The sequence below is a fragment of the Robiginitalea biformata HTCC2501 genome (assembly GCF_000024125.1).
Lineage (GTDB): Bacteria > Bacteroidota > Bacteroidia > Flavobacteriales > Flavobacteriaceae > Robiginitalea > Robiginitalea biformata.
On the sequence record NC_013222.1, the window covers coordinates 1,716,450 to 1,732,293 of the forward strand.

Consider the following 15,844-nt stretch of genomic DNA (forward strand, 5'->3'; position numbering starts at 1 on the left):
ATTAACAGGGTTGGGAATTCCCTTCTTATTTTTGTAAAATCCGAAACCGAACCTGCCTTTCACTGGCAATTCGGCAATAGTGTATCGAATACCAGCTGGAAATCTATGGAAGCTTCAAAACCCTATAAACCGACCCACAAAATCCGGATCGTCACGGCGGCCTCCCTGTTCGACGGGCACGATGCGGCCATCAATATTATGCGCCGGATTATCCAGGCAACCGGGGTGGAGGTGATCCACCTGGGGCACGACCGCAGCGTTGCCGAGGTGGTGGATTGCGCCATCCAGGAAGACGCCAATGCGATTGCCATGACCTCCTACCAGGGCGGCCACAACGAATATTTCCGCTATATGCACGACCTGCTGCGGGAGAAGGGAGCGGGACATATCCGCATCTTCGGCGGGGGTGGGGGCGTCATCCTGCCGGAGGAGATCCGGGAATTGATGGATTACGGAATTACGCGCATTTACTCCCCGGACGACGGCCGGGAACTGGGCCTGCAGGGCATGATCAACGACCTGGTGGCTTCCTCCGATTTCGCAGTGGCCGAAATCCCCATGCCGGAGGAGCAACCCCTTAAAAAGGCACTGGCTGCCAGGGATCCGCGCGTCATTGCCCGGATGATCAGCCTGGCGGAGAACCGTCCGGAGGCCTATTCCTCCTTGGCAGGGGAACTGCCGCAGACCCTGAACCCGGTTCCCGTTCTCGGGATCACGGGTACGGGCGGCGCGGGTAAGAGCAGCCTGGTAGACGAATTGGTACGGAGGTTCCTCTCCGAATTCCCGGAGCGGACCGTCGGCATTATTTCGGTAGACCCTTCCAAGCGCAAAACGGGGGGCGCCCTCCTGGGCGACCGGATCCGGATGAATGCCATTCACCACCCGAATGTCTACATGCGCTCTTTGGCTACCCGCCAGTCGAACCTCGCCCTGTCCAAACACGTGGGTGAAGCGGTTTCCGTGCTCCGGGCAGCCGGTTTTGACCTGGTGATTCTCGAAACCTCGGGCATCGGCCAGTCGGACACGGAGATCCTGGAGCACTCGGACGTATCCCTCTATGTCATGACCCCTGAATTCGGGGCGGCCACCCAGTTGGAAAAGATCGACATGCTCGATTTTGCCGACCTGGTGGCCATCAACAAATTCGACAAACGGGGGGCGCAGGACGCGCTCCGGGACGTGAAGAAACAGTACAAGCGGAACCACGGCATCTGGGAACCCGGCGATTCGGACCTGCCCGTTTACGGCACCATCGCGTCCCAGTTCAACGACCCGGGGATGAACCGCCTCTACGCAGCGGTCATGCAACAACTCGGGGAGGCCGGTGCGGGATGGGCCACAGGGTCGCATGCCCCGGAACAGGAAGAACCGGAGAAGATCTATATCATCCCGCCTGCCCGTACCCGCTACCTCTCGGAAATTGCAGAGGCCAACCGGGCCTATGAACACCAGGCGCAGCAGCAGGCTCGGGTTGCCGATGAGCTCTACGGCCTCTACCGGGCAATGTGTACCCTGGCGGGCGTTGCAGGTGCCGACGGCGACATGCCCTTGCTGGGGAAGGATGGATTACTGGCCGGGGAGTTGGAGAAGGTGGCGGAGACCGCCGACATCCCGGCTTCCCGCAGGCAAGCCCTCGACGCGCTCGCGGAAGCCTTTGAAAATCTCCGGAAGGACCTGGACCCGCATAACTGGGACCTCCTGCTGGGATGGCAAGCGCTCAAACAACGCTATCGGGAGCCCGAATACCGTTTTAAGGTCCGCGGCAGGGAGCTCACCATGGAGACCCATACGGAATCGCTCTCCCATTTAAAGATTCCCAAGGTTGCGCTGCCGGCCTATCGGGCTTGGGGGGATGTGCTGCAGTGGCAGCTCCGGGAAAACGTACCAGGGCGCTATCCGTATACAGCCGGCCTGTATCCCTTTAAGCGGAAAGGGGAGGACCCCACCCGGATGTTTGCCGGCGAAGGCGGGCCGGAACGCACCAACCGGCGTTTTCACTATGTCAGCCTCGATATGCCCGCCAAGCGTCTGTCCACTGCTTTTGACTCGGTGACCCTGTACGGGAATGATCCCGGGCACCGTCCGGATATCTACGGGAAGATCGGGAATGCAGGGGTGTCCGTCTGCTGTCTGGACGACGCAAAGAAACTCTACAGCGGCTTTGACCTGAGCGACCCGATGACTTCGGTGAGTATGACCATCAACGGGCCCGCCCCGATGCTGCTGGCCTTCTTCCTGAACGCGGCCATCGACCAAAACTGCGAAAAGTACATTGCGGAGAACGGCCTCGAAAAAGAAGTGGAAGCGCGGATTGCGGCTTACTTTAAGGAAAAGGGCGTCGATCGACCGGAATACCGGGGGGAATTGCCCGAAGGAAACGACGGGCTGGGGCTCCGGCTCCTGGGGCTTACCGGGGCCGACGTGCTGCCGGACGATGTGTACAGCCGGATCCGCAGCGAGACGCTGCGTTCAGTCCGGGGGACCGTCCAGGCGGATATCCTCAAGGAGGACCAGGCGCAGAACACCTGTATATTTTCCACTGAATTTGCCCTGCGGCTCATGGGGGACGTACAGGAATATTTCATCGAAAACGAGGTGCGGAACTTCTATTCGGTGTCTATTTCGGGCTACCATATCGCCGAGGCAGGGGCCAACCCGATCACCCAGCTCGCCTTTACCCTGGCCAACGGTTTTACCTATGTGGAATACTACCTGAGCCGGGGGATGGACATCGACCGGTTCGGGCCGAACCTCTCCTTTTTCTTCTCCAACGGCATCGACCCGGAATACGCGGTGATCGGCCGGGTGGCCCGGCGGATCTGGGCCAGGGCGATGAAGGAAAAATACGGTGCGGGACCCCGGGCACAGATGCTCAAATACCATATCCAGACCTCCGGCAGGAGCCTGCACGCCCAGGAAATCGATTTTAACGATATCCGTACCACGCTGCAGGCCCTCTATGCCATTTACGACAATTGCAACTCCCTGCATACAAATGCCTACGACGAGGCCATCACCACCCCTACCGAGGAATCCGTGCGGCGCGCAATGGCCATCCAGCTCATCATCAACAAGGAACTCGGCCTGGCCAAAAACGAGAACCCGCTCCAGGGCAGCTTTATCATCGAGGAACTCACCGACCTGGTCGAGGAGGCCGTGCTGGCAGAGTTCGACCGGATTACCGAAAGGGGAGGGGTGCTCGGGGCCATGGAAACCATGTACCAGCGTTCCCGAATCCAGGAGGAAAGCCTGCATTACGAGACCCTGAAGCACAGCGGGGAATACCCGATTATCGGGGTAAATACCTTCCTGAGTTCCAAGGGGTCGCCCACCATCCTCCCCAAGGAGGTCATCCGGGCAACAGAAGCGGAGAAAAAGGCCCAGATCGAAACCCTGGAGCGCATCCGCAAACAGCACAGGGAACAGGCTACAGTTTGGCTTGATCGGCTCAAGGAGGCCGCCGTGCGGAATGAAAACCTGTTTGCCGTTTTAATGGAAGTCTGCAAATACTGTTCGCTCGGGGAGGTGACCCGGGCGTTGTTTGAAGTGGGCGGGCAGTACCGCCGGAATATGTAGGTTCAGGAGACGCTCTTGCGCCATTTCTTGAAAGACTGCCGGAAACGCTTGACCTCCTTGCGCAGCAAGTCCAGGTATTCCCTTTCCCGCACCCCGTCTTTTTCGAGCCCCTTGCAATATGCGTAGAGGTTCCGGGTCATCACATTGATAAAATGTACGCTTCGCTGCCGGATGGCCAGGGAAGAAGAATTCTCGGCCCGTGCAATGTGCTGGGGGATCAGGATGGCATCCGTCAGCAGGGAATCGGCAATATGGTCCCTCAGGCTGTTTGAATGCCCGAGTGTGAGCAGGTCCTTGTTATGGGTGACAAAGGAGGCGATTTCGCGGCTCATGGTCCGCAATGCCACGGCCTGGCGATAAACGGGCAATTTTGCGATGCGCTCGTAGGACATTTTCTCTTTCAATTTTCCATAAAGATACCGCTGAAATTGAGTGGATATAATTAATTATTTAAATGGAAAGTATTATTTTTCCTAAATAATTAAAGTATTTAAACAAAAACACCTTGAATATTAAACTCGATAAGCTGCATTGGAATATCCTGGCAGCCCTGCAGAAAAATGCCCGCGCTTCCCTGGCCGGGATTGGCCGTTCCATCGGGCTGACGCCCCCGGCAGTGGCGGAGCGGGTCAAACGACTCGAAGACCTCGGCGTAATTGAAGGGTATTGGACCCAGGTATCCCATAACCGGGTGGGTTACCAGTTAAAGGCCATCATCATGCTCCGGGCTTTTATGGGAAAACTCAAACCCTTCCTGGAGCAGGTACGCAACCTGGAAGAGGTGATCAATTGTTACCGGATCACCGGAAACGAGAACATCATCATGGAGGTGGTATTCAGGGATCAGTTCCACCTGGAGCGCTTTATTGACCAGCTGATCCAGTACGGGGAGACCCGGACGCATATCATCCTCTCCGAGGTGATCTCCAATGCGCCCATCCGCAGGATTTCGGACCTTCCGCCCATTGGTGGCGGAGAAAAGGATATTTGATTATCTTTAAATGTCCCATTACTGCCCGGCCGCTAAAGCGCATGGAAACTTGTTTTGGCGGGGTTTTTGATTGGGTGTTGCTATGAAAAAATCGTACTTCCTTTTCCTCGTGCTGCTGTCTGCATTCACGGCCCAGGCGCAGGAACTCCGGCTCAAGAAGGGAGCCATCAATGAAAACCTGCCGGTCATCGATTCCATCGGGCAGGATTTGAGTATTTACCTCCCCTCGGATTTCGATCCTGCCGGCTCATGGCCCGTATTATTTGTATGTGATTTTTCCGGGGATACCAACCGGGCCCTGCGATATTTCCAGGGGGCTGCCGAACTGAACGGATATATCCTGGCGGCCTCACGAAAACTGGTCGATAGTACCCAACTCACCGACGGGGTGCTGCGCTTTGCAAGGAGCCTCGAATTCCTCCACGGCATCCTCCCGCTGGACAAAGACCGCCTTTACGCTGCAGGCATTGGGAAAGGGGGGGAGTTCGCGAGCCTGATGCCCAACCTGGTCCGGGCCGTATCCGGGGTATTGACTGCCGGGGCCGGGCCGCCCAATACGGAACTGCTCAATGCCCGGGAACCCTTCGATTATGTGGCCCTGCTCAGCCGTTCGGATTACCGCTACCCGAATATGCGGCTTGCCGAAGAGCCGCTCAGCCGCAAACGCCTGGATCACCACCAGCTATACTACAACGGTTCCGGGGGCCTGCCCGACGAGGACCTGTTGGGCCTCGGGGTGGCCACTTTAACGCTGCTGGCGATTAAGGCCGGGGTGATTCCTACGGACAGCGTATTGGTCCGGGAGACACTTCAGGGATACCGTTCCCGGTCCGATGTCATGCGGCAGCAGGGGGATGTGCTGGTAGCCTACAACATGCTGGAACAAGCCATCGACCTCTTCGACGGCCTGGCCGATACCGGCGACCTGAAGGATGCCCAGAGAAGCCTGCGTCGGACCAGCGCGTATCGGACCCGCAAACGGGAAGCCGCCAACCTCGCCCTTAAAGAGGAAATCCTCCGGCAGGACTACGCCTATTACCTGGAAGAGGATGTGCTCAATTTTAACCTGGACAACCTGGGCTGGTGGCGGCACCAATTGGAGACGATTGCCAAATACAAAGCGGGTGCTTCACCCGAAGACCAGCGCCTTGGACTGCGGCTGGAAGGCTATCTCCGGGCCCTGGCCGACGACTACATCCGGATTGCCCGGACGGCGGGGGAACAGCCCGATGACGATGCGCTGGTATTGCTGCATATGCTGAAAACCCTGATCGACCCGGAGGTGCCCGCCAATTACCTTACGGTTATTTCCCTTGCCTCCAAATACGACGATTTCGGGACGGCCCTTTTCTACCTGGAGGAATTGCTGAAGACCGGGTATGCAGACCGGCAGCGATTGTACGATCTCGAACACACGGCATTGCTGCGTATCAGCCCGGAATTCAATGCCCTGGTTGAAAAATACCTGCAGGAAGCCCGATACGAAATCCCGGAATAGCCGTTGGCGGCTTCGGTTTCCCGGACCGCGCTGCGGATACCCGGACCGCGCTAGGAATTTCCCGGCTGCGCTGCAGATTCCCCGGCTGCGTTGCAGATTCCCCGGCTGCGCTGCAGATTCCCCCGCTGTGTCACGAATGCTCCGGCCCCGCTTCCGATAGAGTCATTGCCCACCCGAGATCAGCCGGCGGTGTTTCTGCATAAAACGGTATGAATGACAGGGGATGCAACCTGCAACTGCTTCCGGGAAATTTGGTAAAAACCTCTGTAGCTTTTTGGAAATCGTTATTTTTAGGGATTGAAATTCCCCCCTTTCAAACCTTTCAGACCTATGTGTTATTCGTACAAATCCTTACCCTTGATAGTGCTTGGGGGGTTGTTGCTGGCGGGCGGAATGCAATCCTGCCGGGACGGCAAGCGCTACCACGAATCCGTTACGGCAGATATCCCGGAACCCGCATCTCGCGGGCTTGCTTCCATCCGCGCCTTTCAGGAAGAGCTCAATGGGGAATTCAGGGACCCGGAAATAAGCCCGCTATCCCCGGAACAGATCGGTGGGTTTCCTGGCCTCGATTTTTTTGAACCGGACACCACCTATCAGGTGATGGCCCAACTGGTTCGGACCCCCGGGGCCCTGCCGTTTGAGATGCCGACCACCACCGACCGGATGGCCCTGGAGCGCACCTATGGAATCCTGCGGTTTGAATTGCAGGGACGGCCTTTTGAACTCGAAGTATACCAGAGCCCGGACCTGATGATGCAGGAGGGCTTTGAGGATTACCTTTTCCTCCCGTTTACGGATGCCACCAACGGAAAGGAAACCTATGAGGGCGGCCGGTACATCGACCTTCGTATCCCGGCGGGAGATTCCATCCTGCTGGATTTCAACACGGCTTACAACCCGTATTGCGCCTACAACCCGAAATACTCCTGTCCGATTGTTCCAAGCGTAAACGACCTGGACATCCCGGTCTATGCCGGGGTCCGGGCCTATCGCAAATCACAGGCCCCCTTGAGGCAATCGCCGTAATCTCACAACCGCCGGCCGGGCGCTCTGCCCTTTATAGCCCCGGCCGGACACCACTTAAACTTCCTTCCCGGAGTCCCTTAAACTCTCCTACGGGTGCCCCAAAAAAGAGAACCCCCGGCACAAATGCCAGGGGTCCTCACCATTAACCAAACTAAACAAATGGGCGGCGTTAAAATCGATTGATCAGAAGGAATAGACGGCTGCCAGGACAAAAGAGGCGAGGCTGTCGCCGATTTCCAGATCGCCGTCTACAAAATAGACGCTGTCTTCCGAGGCGCTGTCAAAGCGGATCTCGGGCTTGATAATCAGGTGGTCTCCTACGGTCGCACTACCGGTGAGGGTAATGGCGATGACGCTGGCATCCGGGGCAACTGCTCCGATAGCTCCGTAATTCTCCATTTCGGAGAAATATTCCCCCCGCAGGCCGATAGCGAAATTCTCGGAGGTCTGGTATTGCGGGTAGAGGGCAACGCCGTAGAACCCGGTTCCGTCCGTATCCTGGTAGGTGGCGTTGATCCCGAGGAAGAAATCCTCCGAAAGGTCAAAGCCTCCGGTGTAGTCTATCTGGAAGAGCGCCTTTGCGTCTGTATCCACAAATTCCCCGGTGGTAGTGTCAAAGAACTCGGTGAATCCCTGCTTGCCGTAGAGCAGGTTCAGGAACTGGCCGGCGTAGCCCAGCTGCGCCCCAAACGAAGGGGAGCCGAACGGGTCGAATTCCGTCCAGTCTGTCGGGTTCATAACCGCCAGCATCAGGGATACGTCGTCGCTCAGGGCAAAGTCCGCTTTCAGGCCGGTATGGCTGAACGGACCGTACGAGAACATATAGGAGGTACTGTAGTTGAAGTTCGCAACCGGCGAGATTACCTCGTACCCCAGGAAGGTGTTGAAATTACCAAAGGTCAGCGTGACGGATTCGGATACGTTCCAGTAAACGTACAACTGGTTGACGATGGCCGGCGATCCGAAGGAGTTGAAGACGGCGTCTTCCCCACGGGGGCCGAATACCAGGTCTGCAACCGCCCCGACGTTACCGTGCTCGTAGGAGAGGATGGCATTGGCCATCCCGATGGCAAATCCCGTATCGTTCGCAAAGGAACTCCCCGGGGCCGACGGGAAGGCGATCGCATCGCCGTTTTCGTCGAGCATGACTTTGTTCAGACCGTTGAGATTTGCCCGGTAATAGGCGTCAACGGAACCGCTCAGGCTAAAACCGTCGGTCCAGCTGGTTGCTTCTTCGTCTTGTGCGCTCAGCTGAGCAGAGGAAAACAGGACGGCTGCCAGTAGCAGGAATTTTATGTAAATTGTGTTGTTAATCTGTTTCATATTGCTAGAGATTATACTCCGGTATCGGAGTGTTTTAAATTGTTAGTTACAATTGCAATGGAAATGGGTTATAAACGGAGCGTTCTGCCAAACGCTCCGTTTTCCTTTTTAGCTATTAGTGTTGGTTTAAACGGAAGTCCGAGTAGGCGTCCATGCCGTGCTCGTGGATATCCAGTCCTTCGAGTTCTTCTTCCCTGGAGACGCGGATTCCCACGGTCTTCTTGAGGGCAAGGATGATGATGGCAGCCGTGACGATGCAGAAGACGCCTGCAGCGCCCACGCCGGTGAGCTGGTACAGAAACTGGTCCATGCCGGCTTTGTCGCCGAATATGCCAACGGCCAGGGTTCCCCAGATACCGCAGATCAGGTGGACGGTTACGGCACCCACCGGGTCGTCGAGGCGGATCCGGTCGATCAGGGCTACACCCCCTACGATAATGGCCCCGGCAATCAGCCCGATAACTACGGCTTCATTGGGCGACATCAGGTCGGCCCCCGCGGTGATTCCCACGAGCCCGCCCAGGATTCCGTTCAGGAACATGGTCAGGTCGTAATTCTTATAGGCGAGGGTTGAGACCAGAAAAGCGCTGACGCCACCGGCAGCGGCTGCCAGGGAGGTGGTGGTGAGCACCAGGGAGGTCAGAGCCGGATCGCCGGAGAGTACGGACCCGCCGTTGAACCCGAACCAACCCAACCAGAGTACAAGGACGCCCGCGGTTGCCAGCGGATTATTGTGGCCCGGTATCGCCTTGGGTTTCCCGTCCTCATCGAATTTCCCGATTCTGGAGCCCAGCAGCCAGATGGCAATCAGGGCACCCCAACCTCCAACGGAGTGTACCAGGGTAGAACCGGCAAAGTCGTAGAATCCGGCATCGTCCCCGCCCAGGGTGGAGAGGAACCCGCCGCCCCATTGCCAGGAACCGACAATCGGGTAAACCAGACCTACATAGATAATGGTAAAGACCATGAAGGGTCCGATTTTGATCCGTTCGGCAACTGCCCCTGACACAATAGTGGCCGCCGTTGCGGCAAACATGCCCTGGAAGAGGAAGTCCGTCCAGTAGGTGTATCCCCCGTCGGCGTATTCCGGCGTGAGGCCGGCGGCATCCGTTTCCAGGCCAAAGCCGGCAAACCCGAGGAATCCGTTGAATTCGCCCGGATACATCAGGTTAAAGCCACCGATGTAGTACATCAGGAGTCCGACGGTGATGATAAAAATGTTTTTAAAGAGAATGTTGATGGTATTTTTCTGGCGCGTCAATCCGATCTCCAGAAAGGCAAATCCGGTATGCATGAAGAACACCAGGGCGGTGCATACCATCATCCAGACGTTGTTTGCAGTGAATAATCCTGTATCCATAATAAATTTCTTTGGGTTGGTTAGATTAGTTGATGCCGGCGTGGCCGTTTTCCTTTGTTCTGATTCGGTAGGCTTCCACCACGTCCGAGACGAAGATTTTGCCGTCCCCGACGTTTCCGGTATACGCTGCTTCCAGAAGCGTACTCACAGTGCGCTCAAGGAAATCGTCCGACACAACTACGACTAGGTATCTGCGCTGAATATCCGACGTGCTGTAGGAGATGCCCCGGTAAACGTGGCCTTGCTTTTCATTGCCGACACCGGTTACATCCCAATAACTGAAGAAATTCACCTCAATCTGATGGAGGGCCTTTTTGACCTCATCAAATTTGGATTTTCGAATGATTGCTTCCACTTTTTTCATGGGTATAAGTTTTTGTTGATCGGGCCAAATATATATTAAAACACAGATACCCCCCCTTTTATAGGGGTATAGGCGGGCATTTTTATCTTTATGATAAAATGACCCCCAAAAAATTGGGGGATATGTTTTATGATGGATAAATTTTATGGTATTGACGAAAAAGGGGATGCAGATGCCCCTTTCCGACGACATGCGGGCATGAAAAACCGGTTCCTGAGGGCAGGATTGTTACCTGCCGATCAAAAACCGGGGAAAAAGTTACAGGTGTAAAAAATTATCGGGATAAAAAGGTCAGAACCAGCGGGAAAGCCAGAATCCCAGCGCCACAGCCAGCAAGCCCACCACCAGGCTGCCCAGGGTATAAAACAGGAAGGGGAGGTAGTTGCCGTCGCGCAACAGGCCGAATTGTTCGAGGCTGAAAGAGGAAAAAGTGGTGAAACCCCCGCAGAATCCCGAAGCAAGCAGAGCGCTCTGCACCGGGTTTACATATTGGTTGCGCAGGGAGGCCCCGAGCACCATCCCGATGAGGAGGCACCCGATGACGTTTGCCAGGAAAGTTCCCAGGTAAAACCCGGAAATTACCGGGTTGAGGTATTTGCCTATCAGGAAACGCAGGCCGCTACCCAGGCCGCCGCCCAGAAAAACCAATAATAAATGTTTCATAAAAAAACCCGATCGGGGAGATTCGGGAGAGGGAACAGGCCCTGTCCGGGCCTAAAACTACTAAAACTTTGGATTAAACCGCTTTGCGGTAATCTGCATCCGCGGATTCCAGCGGATAGATCTTAAAGGTAGCCGGCACGGAGCCATTGGCAGACATCCGGTTGCGCAGGCGGACCGAAACGGACGAACTGAAGATCAGCAACAGCGCATTGACCAACACGAGACCCGAAATAATCGCAATAAATAATGTCATTGGCCGAGGTTATTTAGTAACATAACGCAAAAGTACGTGATTTCTTATATGATACGTAACATATCCCTCATTTGGACGGGATTACAAATATTTTTGTCATTCCCTCACGGCGGGTGCCTAATTTTTGAGGATATACTTGAGAAGGAGCAAAAGGATTATGAAACTGATAAAGAGTAAAAGCACCCAAATGGTGCCTTTATATTGCTTCCGGAGCCATTTCCTGTCGCGCCGGTACATCACAATCAAAACCCCGACGAAAGCGACGAAGAAGAGCGAGGCGAAGATCATTTGCCCGGGGCTGAACATCTTGTTATTTTTAGCGCAAATTTACGCGAATTCCATTCATTAACCATCCAAATACCCCATTCATTGATGAAACACCAACTAAATGCCGTTGCCGAATTCCATCGGGCGTTCGGGCTTGGCATATCGGAGGAGCCCCGGGCGGACCTCGGGGAGGAAACCAACCTGCTCCGGTTCCGGCTCATGCAGGAAGAGAACGAAGAATACCTGGAGGCAGCCGCCAACGGCGACCTGGTGGAAGTAGCCGACGCCCTGGGGGATATGCTCTACATCCTTTGCGGTACCATCCTGGAGCACGGCATGCAAGAGAAAATCGAGGAGGTGTTCGATGCGATCCAACAAAGCAACATGAGCAAGTTGGGGGCGGACGGGAAGCCGATTTATCGCGAGGACGGCAAAGTCCTGAAGGGGCCCGGATATTTCAGCCCGGACATCCCCGCGGTTCTCAACGGGTCCGGCCAATAAGCGGTTACCCCAGCGGGTAGCGCCAGCCGAACGGATCTTCCGCCCGGTTGTACTGGATATCCGTGATACGCTTCTTGAAATGCGCCGCGTAGCTGTCTTCCGGTTCCGGCAGTTCAAAGAGTTCATCCCGGTAGCCGAAACTGCTGATCGGCGAGACCACTGCTGCCGTCCCGGCACCGAACATTTCCCGAAGGGAACCGTTTTTCGACGCTTCGACTACTTCTGCAACCCTGATCTTGCGAACTTCCACCGGGATACCTTCTGATTCCGCCAGCTGGAGGATGCTTTTCCGGGTAATCCCGTCGAGGATGCGGTCGCTGGTGGGGGCCGTCATCAACGTATCCCCGATCCGCACAAAAATATTCATCGCCCCGGCTTCTTCGATGTATTCATGCCGGTGGTCGTCCGTCCAGATAACCTGCTGGAATCCATCCCTTGCCGCCAGTTGGGTGGGGTAGAACTGCCCCGCGTAATTTCCGCCGGCTTTGGCAAACCCGGTTCCCCCGTCAGCTGCGCGGGAATAAGCTTCCTCGATCTTAACGCTGACCTTGCCGGAGAAATACGACCCGGACGGGGCGCATGCGATGATAAATGTGAACGCGTCGGCCGGGGAGGCGTGAAAACCCGTCCCTGAGGCGAAGATAAACGGCCGGATGTACAACGAACTGCCGGATTGGCCGGGAATCCAGTCGCGATCTACCTCCAACAGGGCCTTGAGGCCTTCCATAAACAACCCGTCGGGGAGTTCCGGGATGGCCATCCGGGATGCAGAAATATTCAATCGGCGCTGATTTTCCTCGGGGCGGAACAGCCAGGCTTTGCCATCTGAATCCCTGTACGCCTTCATCCCCTCAAAAACGCTTTGTCCGTAATGGAAGATTTTTGAAGCGGGGTCGAGGGTCAGGGGGCCGTAGGGAACGACTTCGGCTTGTTGCCACCTGCCCTCCCGGTAGGTGCAGCGGAACATGTGGTCGGTAAAGACGCTGCCGAATGCCAGATTGTCAAAATCGACCTCAGGCAGTCGGGATTTATCAACTCGTTTTACAGGGATCTCATTGATTGTGATGCTCATAACGTGGGATTCAGGTGGTAAAATTAAGGAAATATCTTTAGGGGGGCTTTCTTTTTTCGCCCGAAATTGCGGACTTTTGGAGTCGAAAATAAAAACCCGCTGGCAATGAGAAATCCATATATGTATTGCGCCTTGCTCCTCGTACTGCTGGTGCCCGGGAGCGCTTTCACCCAATCCGGGGCCGATTTTCTGGCCGTCGGGGCCCCGATAGCTGAGGCCCGGGCGATCGGGGCGGACGATGCCCCCGAAGCTGCCCGGCTTTTTGACGGGCTGCAGGCCCGCGATTCCGTGCGTTCCGTCTTCCGCGCCCGGGTGGTGGACGTTTGCCAGGCCAAGGGTTGCTGGATGCGCCTTGCCCTGCCGGAAGGGGAACCGGTCATGGTTCGGTTTAAAGACTACGGTTTCTTTGTGCCGAAAGATATCGCCGGGCAGGAAGTTGTGGTTAGCGGGGTGGCCTTTATTTCGGAGGTTTCTGAGGAAGAGCGCCGGCACCTCGCGGCGGATGCAGGGAAACCGGAGGAGGAAATCCGGTTGATCCGGGGGGTGTCCCGGGAGCCTGGATTCGAAGCAGAAGGCGTACGTATCTATCATTGAGGTGGAACGCCGCATCATCCGGACTTCCGACGGCTCCCGTACCATCCAAATTCCCGGGTGGCAGGAGCAGTACCATTCGCTCCACGGTGCCCTGCAGGAGTCTCTCCATGTTTTTATCGCCAACGGGCTCGCCCGGTACGCATCCCGACCCTTGCGCATCCTTGAAATGGGTTTCGGGACCGGCCTGAATGCCCTGTTGAGCCTGCTTGAGGCCCCCCGTCGCGGCTTGCAGCTGGAATACACCGCCCTGGAGGCCTATCCGGTTACCCGGCAGGAATGGCAGGAGCTGGACTACGGGAGCCTGTTCGACGATCCGGAGGCGGGAAATCTTTTTAAAAGCCTCCACGAGGCTCCCTGGGAAGCCCCGACGCCCGTCACTCCTTCCTTTACCATTCAAAAATTGCAGGCTAACCTGCTGGAGTTTTCTGCATGCGATGCCTTTGACCTGGTTTACTTCGATGCCTTCGGGGCGCGGGTGCAACCGGAACTCTGGACCGAAAAGGTTTTTCAATCCATGTATGAAGCGCTGTCGGAAGGCGGTTGCCTGGTGACATATGCGGCCAAGGGCAGTGTACGGCGGGCCATGCTCGCCTCGGGGTTCCGCGTGGAGCGACTGCCGGGCCCGCCGGGCAAACGGGAGATGCTCCGGGCCCTTAAACCGTAAGCGGGGGCAGGGAGTTCCGCCCGTCCGGGGGAATGTTAAATCGGCATTAAATGCGGCACGTTCCCGGCCCAAAACCAGTACTTTTGGGTCAAATTCTCAATTTGAAAGTACTGATTACAGGAGCTACCGGTTTGGTTGGCACCGCCATTACCAGGCAGTGCCGGGAGGCCGGTGTGGACGTACATTACCTCACGACCCGACAGGAGAAGATCCGGGAGGAACCCGGGTATCGGGGATTTCTCTGGGACCCCGCCCAACGGACGCTCGACCCGCGGAGTTTCGACGGCGTACACGCCGTAATCAACCTCGCAGGCACGTCCATTTCCCAGCCCTGGACCCCTTCCAACAAACGGAAAATCCAGCAGAGCCGTACAGACAGCCTGGACACCCTGTTCCGGCATATGAAAACCAACGGCAAGGGCCAGGTGGAATATCTGGTCTCCGCCTCGGCCATCGGGATTTATGGACATTCCTTTACAGACTATCATATGGAATCCTCCACCCATACGGGGGAAGGTTTCCTGGCGGAGACTGTGCGGCAGTGGGAGGATGCCGCCCGGGCGTTTGAGGCTCTTGAAATGCCATGCGGGATGCTTCGCCTGGGCCTGGTCCTTGCCGGCAAAGGAGGTGCGCTCCCCCAGATTGCACGACCGGTGCGATTTTATGCAGGCGCCCCCCTGGGTTCCGGCCGGCAGTGGCAATCCTGGATCCACCTGGAGGATGCGGCAGCCATGTTCCTGTTTGCTGTCCACCAGCAACTGGAAGGGGTGTATAACGCGGTGGCCCCCAACCCGGTTACCAATGCCAAACTCACCCGGCAGGTAGCCGAAGTACTCAATAAGCCCATCTGGTTGCCCCGCGTTCCGGCTGCCATACTGAAATTGCTCATGGGGGAACGGGCCGAACTGGTACTGGGCAGCCAGCGCGTTTGCGCCGACAAAATCAAGATGGAAGGCTTCACCTACACATTTGCCAACCTGCGACCTGCCCTGGAGGACCTCCTGTAGTTTTTTCGTGACATTTTGACATTTTCGTGGAATTGGCAGTACTTTTGCCGCTCAGAAATGGAAAATCAAGGAAAAGCAGCACGTACTATGAGTAAGGATATCGACCAGCAGGAAGACTTGCAGGCGGAACAGCAGGAACGGGAAATCGATCAGCAGGACGCCGCGGAAGCCCGGGATGCCTCCGGGGAAGGCGGAGACGCCTCGCAAGATAAGCAGGAGGAGGAAGCCGGGGAGCTGGAATCCCTGCAAAAGGAGCTCACAGCAGAGAAAGAGAAATTCCTCAGGTTGTTTGCCGAATTCGAAAATTTCCGAAAACGCACGGCGCGGGAGCGCACCGACATGTTCCGGACCGCCGGCCAGGATGTTATTGTCTCTTTGTTGCCGGTTCTCGACGATTTTGACAGGGCCATGAAAGAACTGAACAAGTCCGGGGACGAAGCCGCACTGCAAGGGGTTGCGCTCATTCACAACAAATTCAAGGAAACCTTAAAGAGCAAAGGCCTGGAGGAGATTTCAGTGGCCGAAGGGGATACCTTTGACGCCGATGTGCACGAGGCAGTTACCCAAATACCCGCACCGGATAAAAGCCTGAAAGGCAAGGTGGTGGATGTAATCGAAAAAGGCTTTACCCTGGGAGACCGCGTCATCCGGCACCCCAAGGTGGTCGTAGGAAACTAAGATT

General features: G+C 56.2%; 17 protein-coding genes. 10 read left to right on the forward strand and 7 right to left on the reverse strand.

The window, feature by feature from the left end; translation table 11 throughout:
• The first annotated feature begins 105 nt into the window (after positions 1-105).
• Positions 106-3,576, forward strand: coding sequence for a methylmalonyl-CoA mutase family protein (locus RB2501_RS07625; RefSeq protein WP_015754190.1), 3,471 nt, complete (start codon positions 106-108; stop codon positions 3,574-3,576).
• Between the two features lie 2 nt (positions 3,577-3,578).
• Here the strand turns inward: RB2501_RS07625 and RB2501_RS07630 are convergent, their stop codons facing one another.
• A complete protein-coding gene (locus RB2501_RS07630; protein WP_015754191.1) occupies positions 3,579-3,968 on the reverse strand; it encodes a hypothetical protein in 390 nt (129 codons plus the stop codon).
• A gap of 113 nt (positions 3,969-4,081) precedes the next feature.
• Between RB2501_RS07630 and RB2501_RS07635 the strand changes: the two genes are divergently transcribed.
• The 3 genes from RB2501_RS07635 to RB2501_RS07645 all read left to right on the forward strand — a co-directional run bounded on the left by RB2501_RS07635 (position 4,082) and on the right by RB2501_RS07645 (position 7,094).
• Positions 4,082-4,567, forward strand: coding sequence for an Lrp/AsnC family transcriptional regulator (locus RB2501_RS07635; RefSeq protein WP_015754192.1), 486 nt, complete (start codon positions 4,082-4,084; stop codon positions 4,565-4,567).
• A gap of 82 nt (positions 4,568-4,649) precedes the next feature.
• Entirely contained in the window at positions 4,650-6,065 is a 1,416-nt protein-coding gene (locus RB2501_RS07640) for a hypothetical protein (protein ID WP_015754193.1), read from the forward strand.
• Positions 6,066-6,428: 363 nt separating this feature from the next.
• Entirely contained in the window at positions 6,429-7,094 is a 666-nt protein-coding gene (locus RB2501_RS07645; protein ID WP_238528116.1) for a DUF1684 domain-containing protein, read from the forward strand.
• 183 nt (positions 7,095-7,277) lie between these two features.
• On the opposite strand, the gene RB2501_RS07650 is transcribed toward RB2501_RS07645, so the two are convergent.
• The 3 genes from RB2501_RS07650 to RB2501_RS07660 form a co-directional block, all read right to left on the reverse strand.
• Positions 7,278-8,417 (reverse strand): porin, encoded by a 1,140-nt coding sequence (locus tag RB2501_RS07650; protein ID WP_015754195.1) that lies wholly within the window; start codon positions 8,415-8,417, stop codon positions 7,278-7,280.
• A gap of 115 nt (positions 8,418-8,532) precedes the next feature.
• Entirely contained in the window at positions 8,533-9,777 is a 1,245-nt protein-coding gene (locus RB2501_RS07655; protein WP_041327073.1) for an ammonium transporter, read from the reverse strand.
• Between the two features lie 25 nt (positions 9,778-9,802).
• Complete coding sequence (locus RB2501_RS07660) at positions 9,803-10,141, reverse strand: P-II family nitrogen regulator (RefSeq protein ID WP_015754197.1); 339 nt, start codon at positions 10,139-10,141, stop codon at positions 9,803-9,805.
• 129 nt (positions 10,142-10,270) lie between these two features.
• On the opposite strand from RB2501_RS07660, the gene RB2501_RS16235 reads away from it, so the two are divergent.
• Entirely contained in the window at positions 10,271-10,411 is a 141-nt protein-coding gene (locus tag RB2501_RS16235) for a hypothetical protein (protein WP_015754198.1), read from the forward strand.
• 21 nt (positions 10,412-10,432) lie between these two features.
• Here RB2501_RS16235 and crcB read toward each other — a convergent pair whose 3' ends face one another.
• Together crcB and RB2501_RS07670 are read right to left on the reverse strand one after the other, a co-directional pair.
• Positions 10,433-10,804 carry a fluoride efflux transporter CrcB gene (gene crcB, locus RB2501_RS07665; protein WP_015754199.1) on the reverse strand — a complete coding sequence of 124 codons (372 nt, stop codon included), beginning with the start codon at positions 10,802-10,804 and terminating at the stop codon, positions 10,433-10,435.
• Positions 10,805-10,877: 73 nt separating this feature from the next.
• A complete protein-coding gene (locus RB2501_RS07670) occupies positions 10,878-11,057 on the reverse strand; it encodes a hypothetical protein (protein WP_015754200.1) in 180 nt (59 codons plus the stop codon).
• 372 nt (positions 11,058-11,429) lie between these two features.
• On the opposite strand from RB2501_RS07670, the gene RB2501_RS07680 reads away from it, so the two are divergent.
• Entirely contained in the window at positions 11,430-11,825 is a 396-nt protein-coding gene (locus RB2501_RS07680) for a pyrophosphohydrolase domain-containing protein (protein WP_015754202.1), read from the forward strand.
• A gap of 4 nt (positions 11,826-11,829) precedes the next feature.
• On the opposite strand, the gene RB2501_RS07685 is transcribed toward RB2501_RS07680, so the two are convergent.
• Complete coding sequence (locus RB2501_RS07685) at positions 11,830-12,897, reverse strand: branched-chain amino acid aminotransferase (RefSeq protein ID WP_015754203.1); 1,068 nt, start codon at positions 12,895-12,897, stop codon at positions 11,830-11,832.
• Between the two features lie 105 nt (positions 12,898-13,002).
• On the opposite strand from RB2501_RS07685, the gene RB2501_RS07690 reads away from it, so the two are divergent.
• The 4 genes from RB2501_RS07690 to RB2501_RS07705 all read left to right on the forward strand — a co-directional run bounded on the left by RB2501_RS07690 (position 13,003) and on the right by RB2501_RS07705 (position 15,840).
• Positions 13,003-13,491 (forward strand): DUF4920 domain-containing protein, encoded by a 489-nt coding sequence (locus RB2501_RS07690; RefSeq protein ID WP_148214317.1) that lies wholly within the window; start codon positions 13,003-13,005, stop codon positions 13,489-13,491.
• 1 nt (position 13,492) lies between these two features.
• Complete coding sequence (gene mnmD, locus RB2501_RS07695) at positions 13,493-14,155, forward strand: tRNA (5-methylaminomethyl-2-thiouridine)(34)-methyltransferase MnmD (RefSeq protein WP_015754205.1); 663 nt, start codon at positions 13,493-13,495, stop codon at positions 14,153-14,155.
• 101 nt (positions 14,156-14,256) lie between these two features.
• On the forward strand, positions 14,257-15,162 hold the full coding sequence (locus RB2501_RS07700) for a TIGR01777 family oxidoreductase (RefSeq protein WP_041327074.1): 906 nt from the start codon (positions 14,257-14,259) through the stop codon (positions 15,160-15,162).
• Positions 15,163-15,249: 87 nt separating this feature from the next.
• Positions 15,250-15,840, forward strand: a complete 591-nt coding sequence (locus RB2501_RS07705; RefSeq protein ID WP_015754207.1) for a nucleotide exchange factor GrpE — start codon at positions 15,250-15,252, stop codon at positions 15,838-15,840.
• Positions 15,841-15,844: the final 4 nt, after the last annotated feature.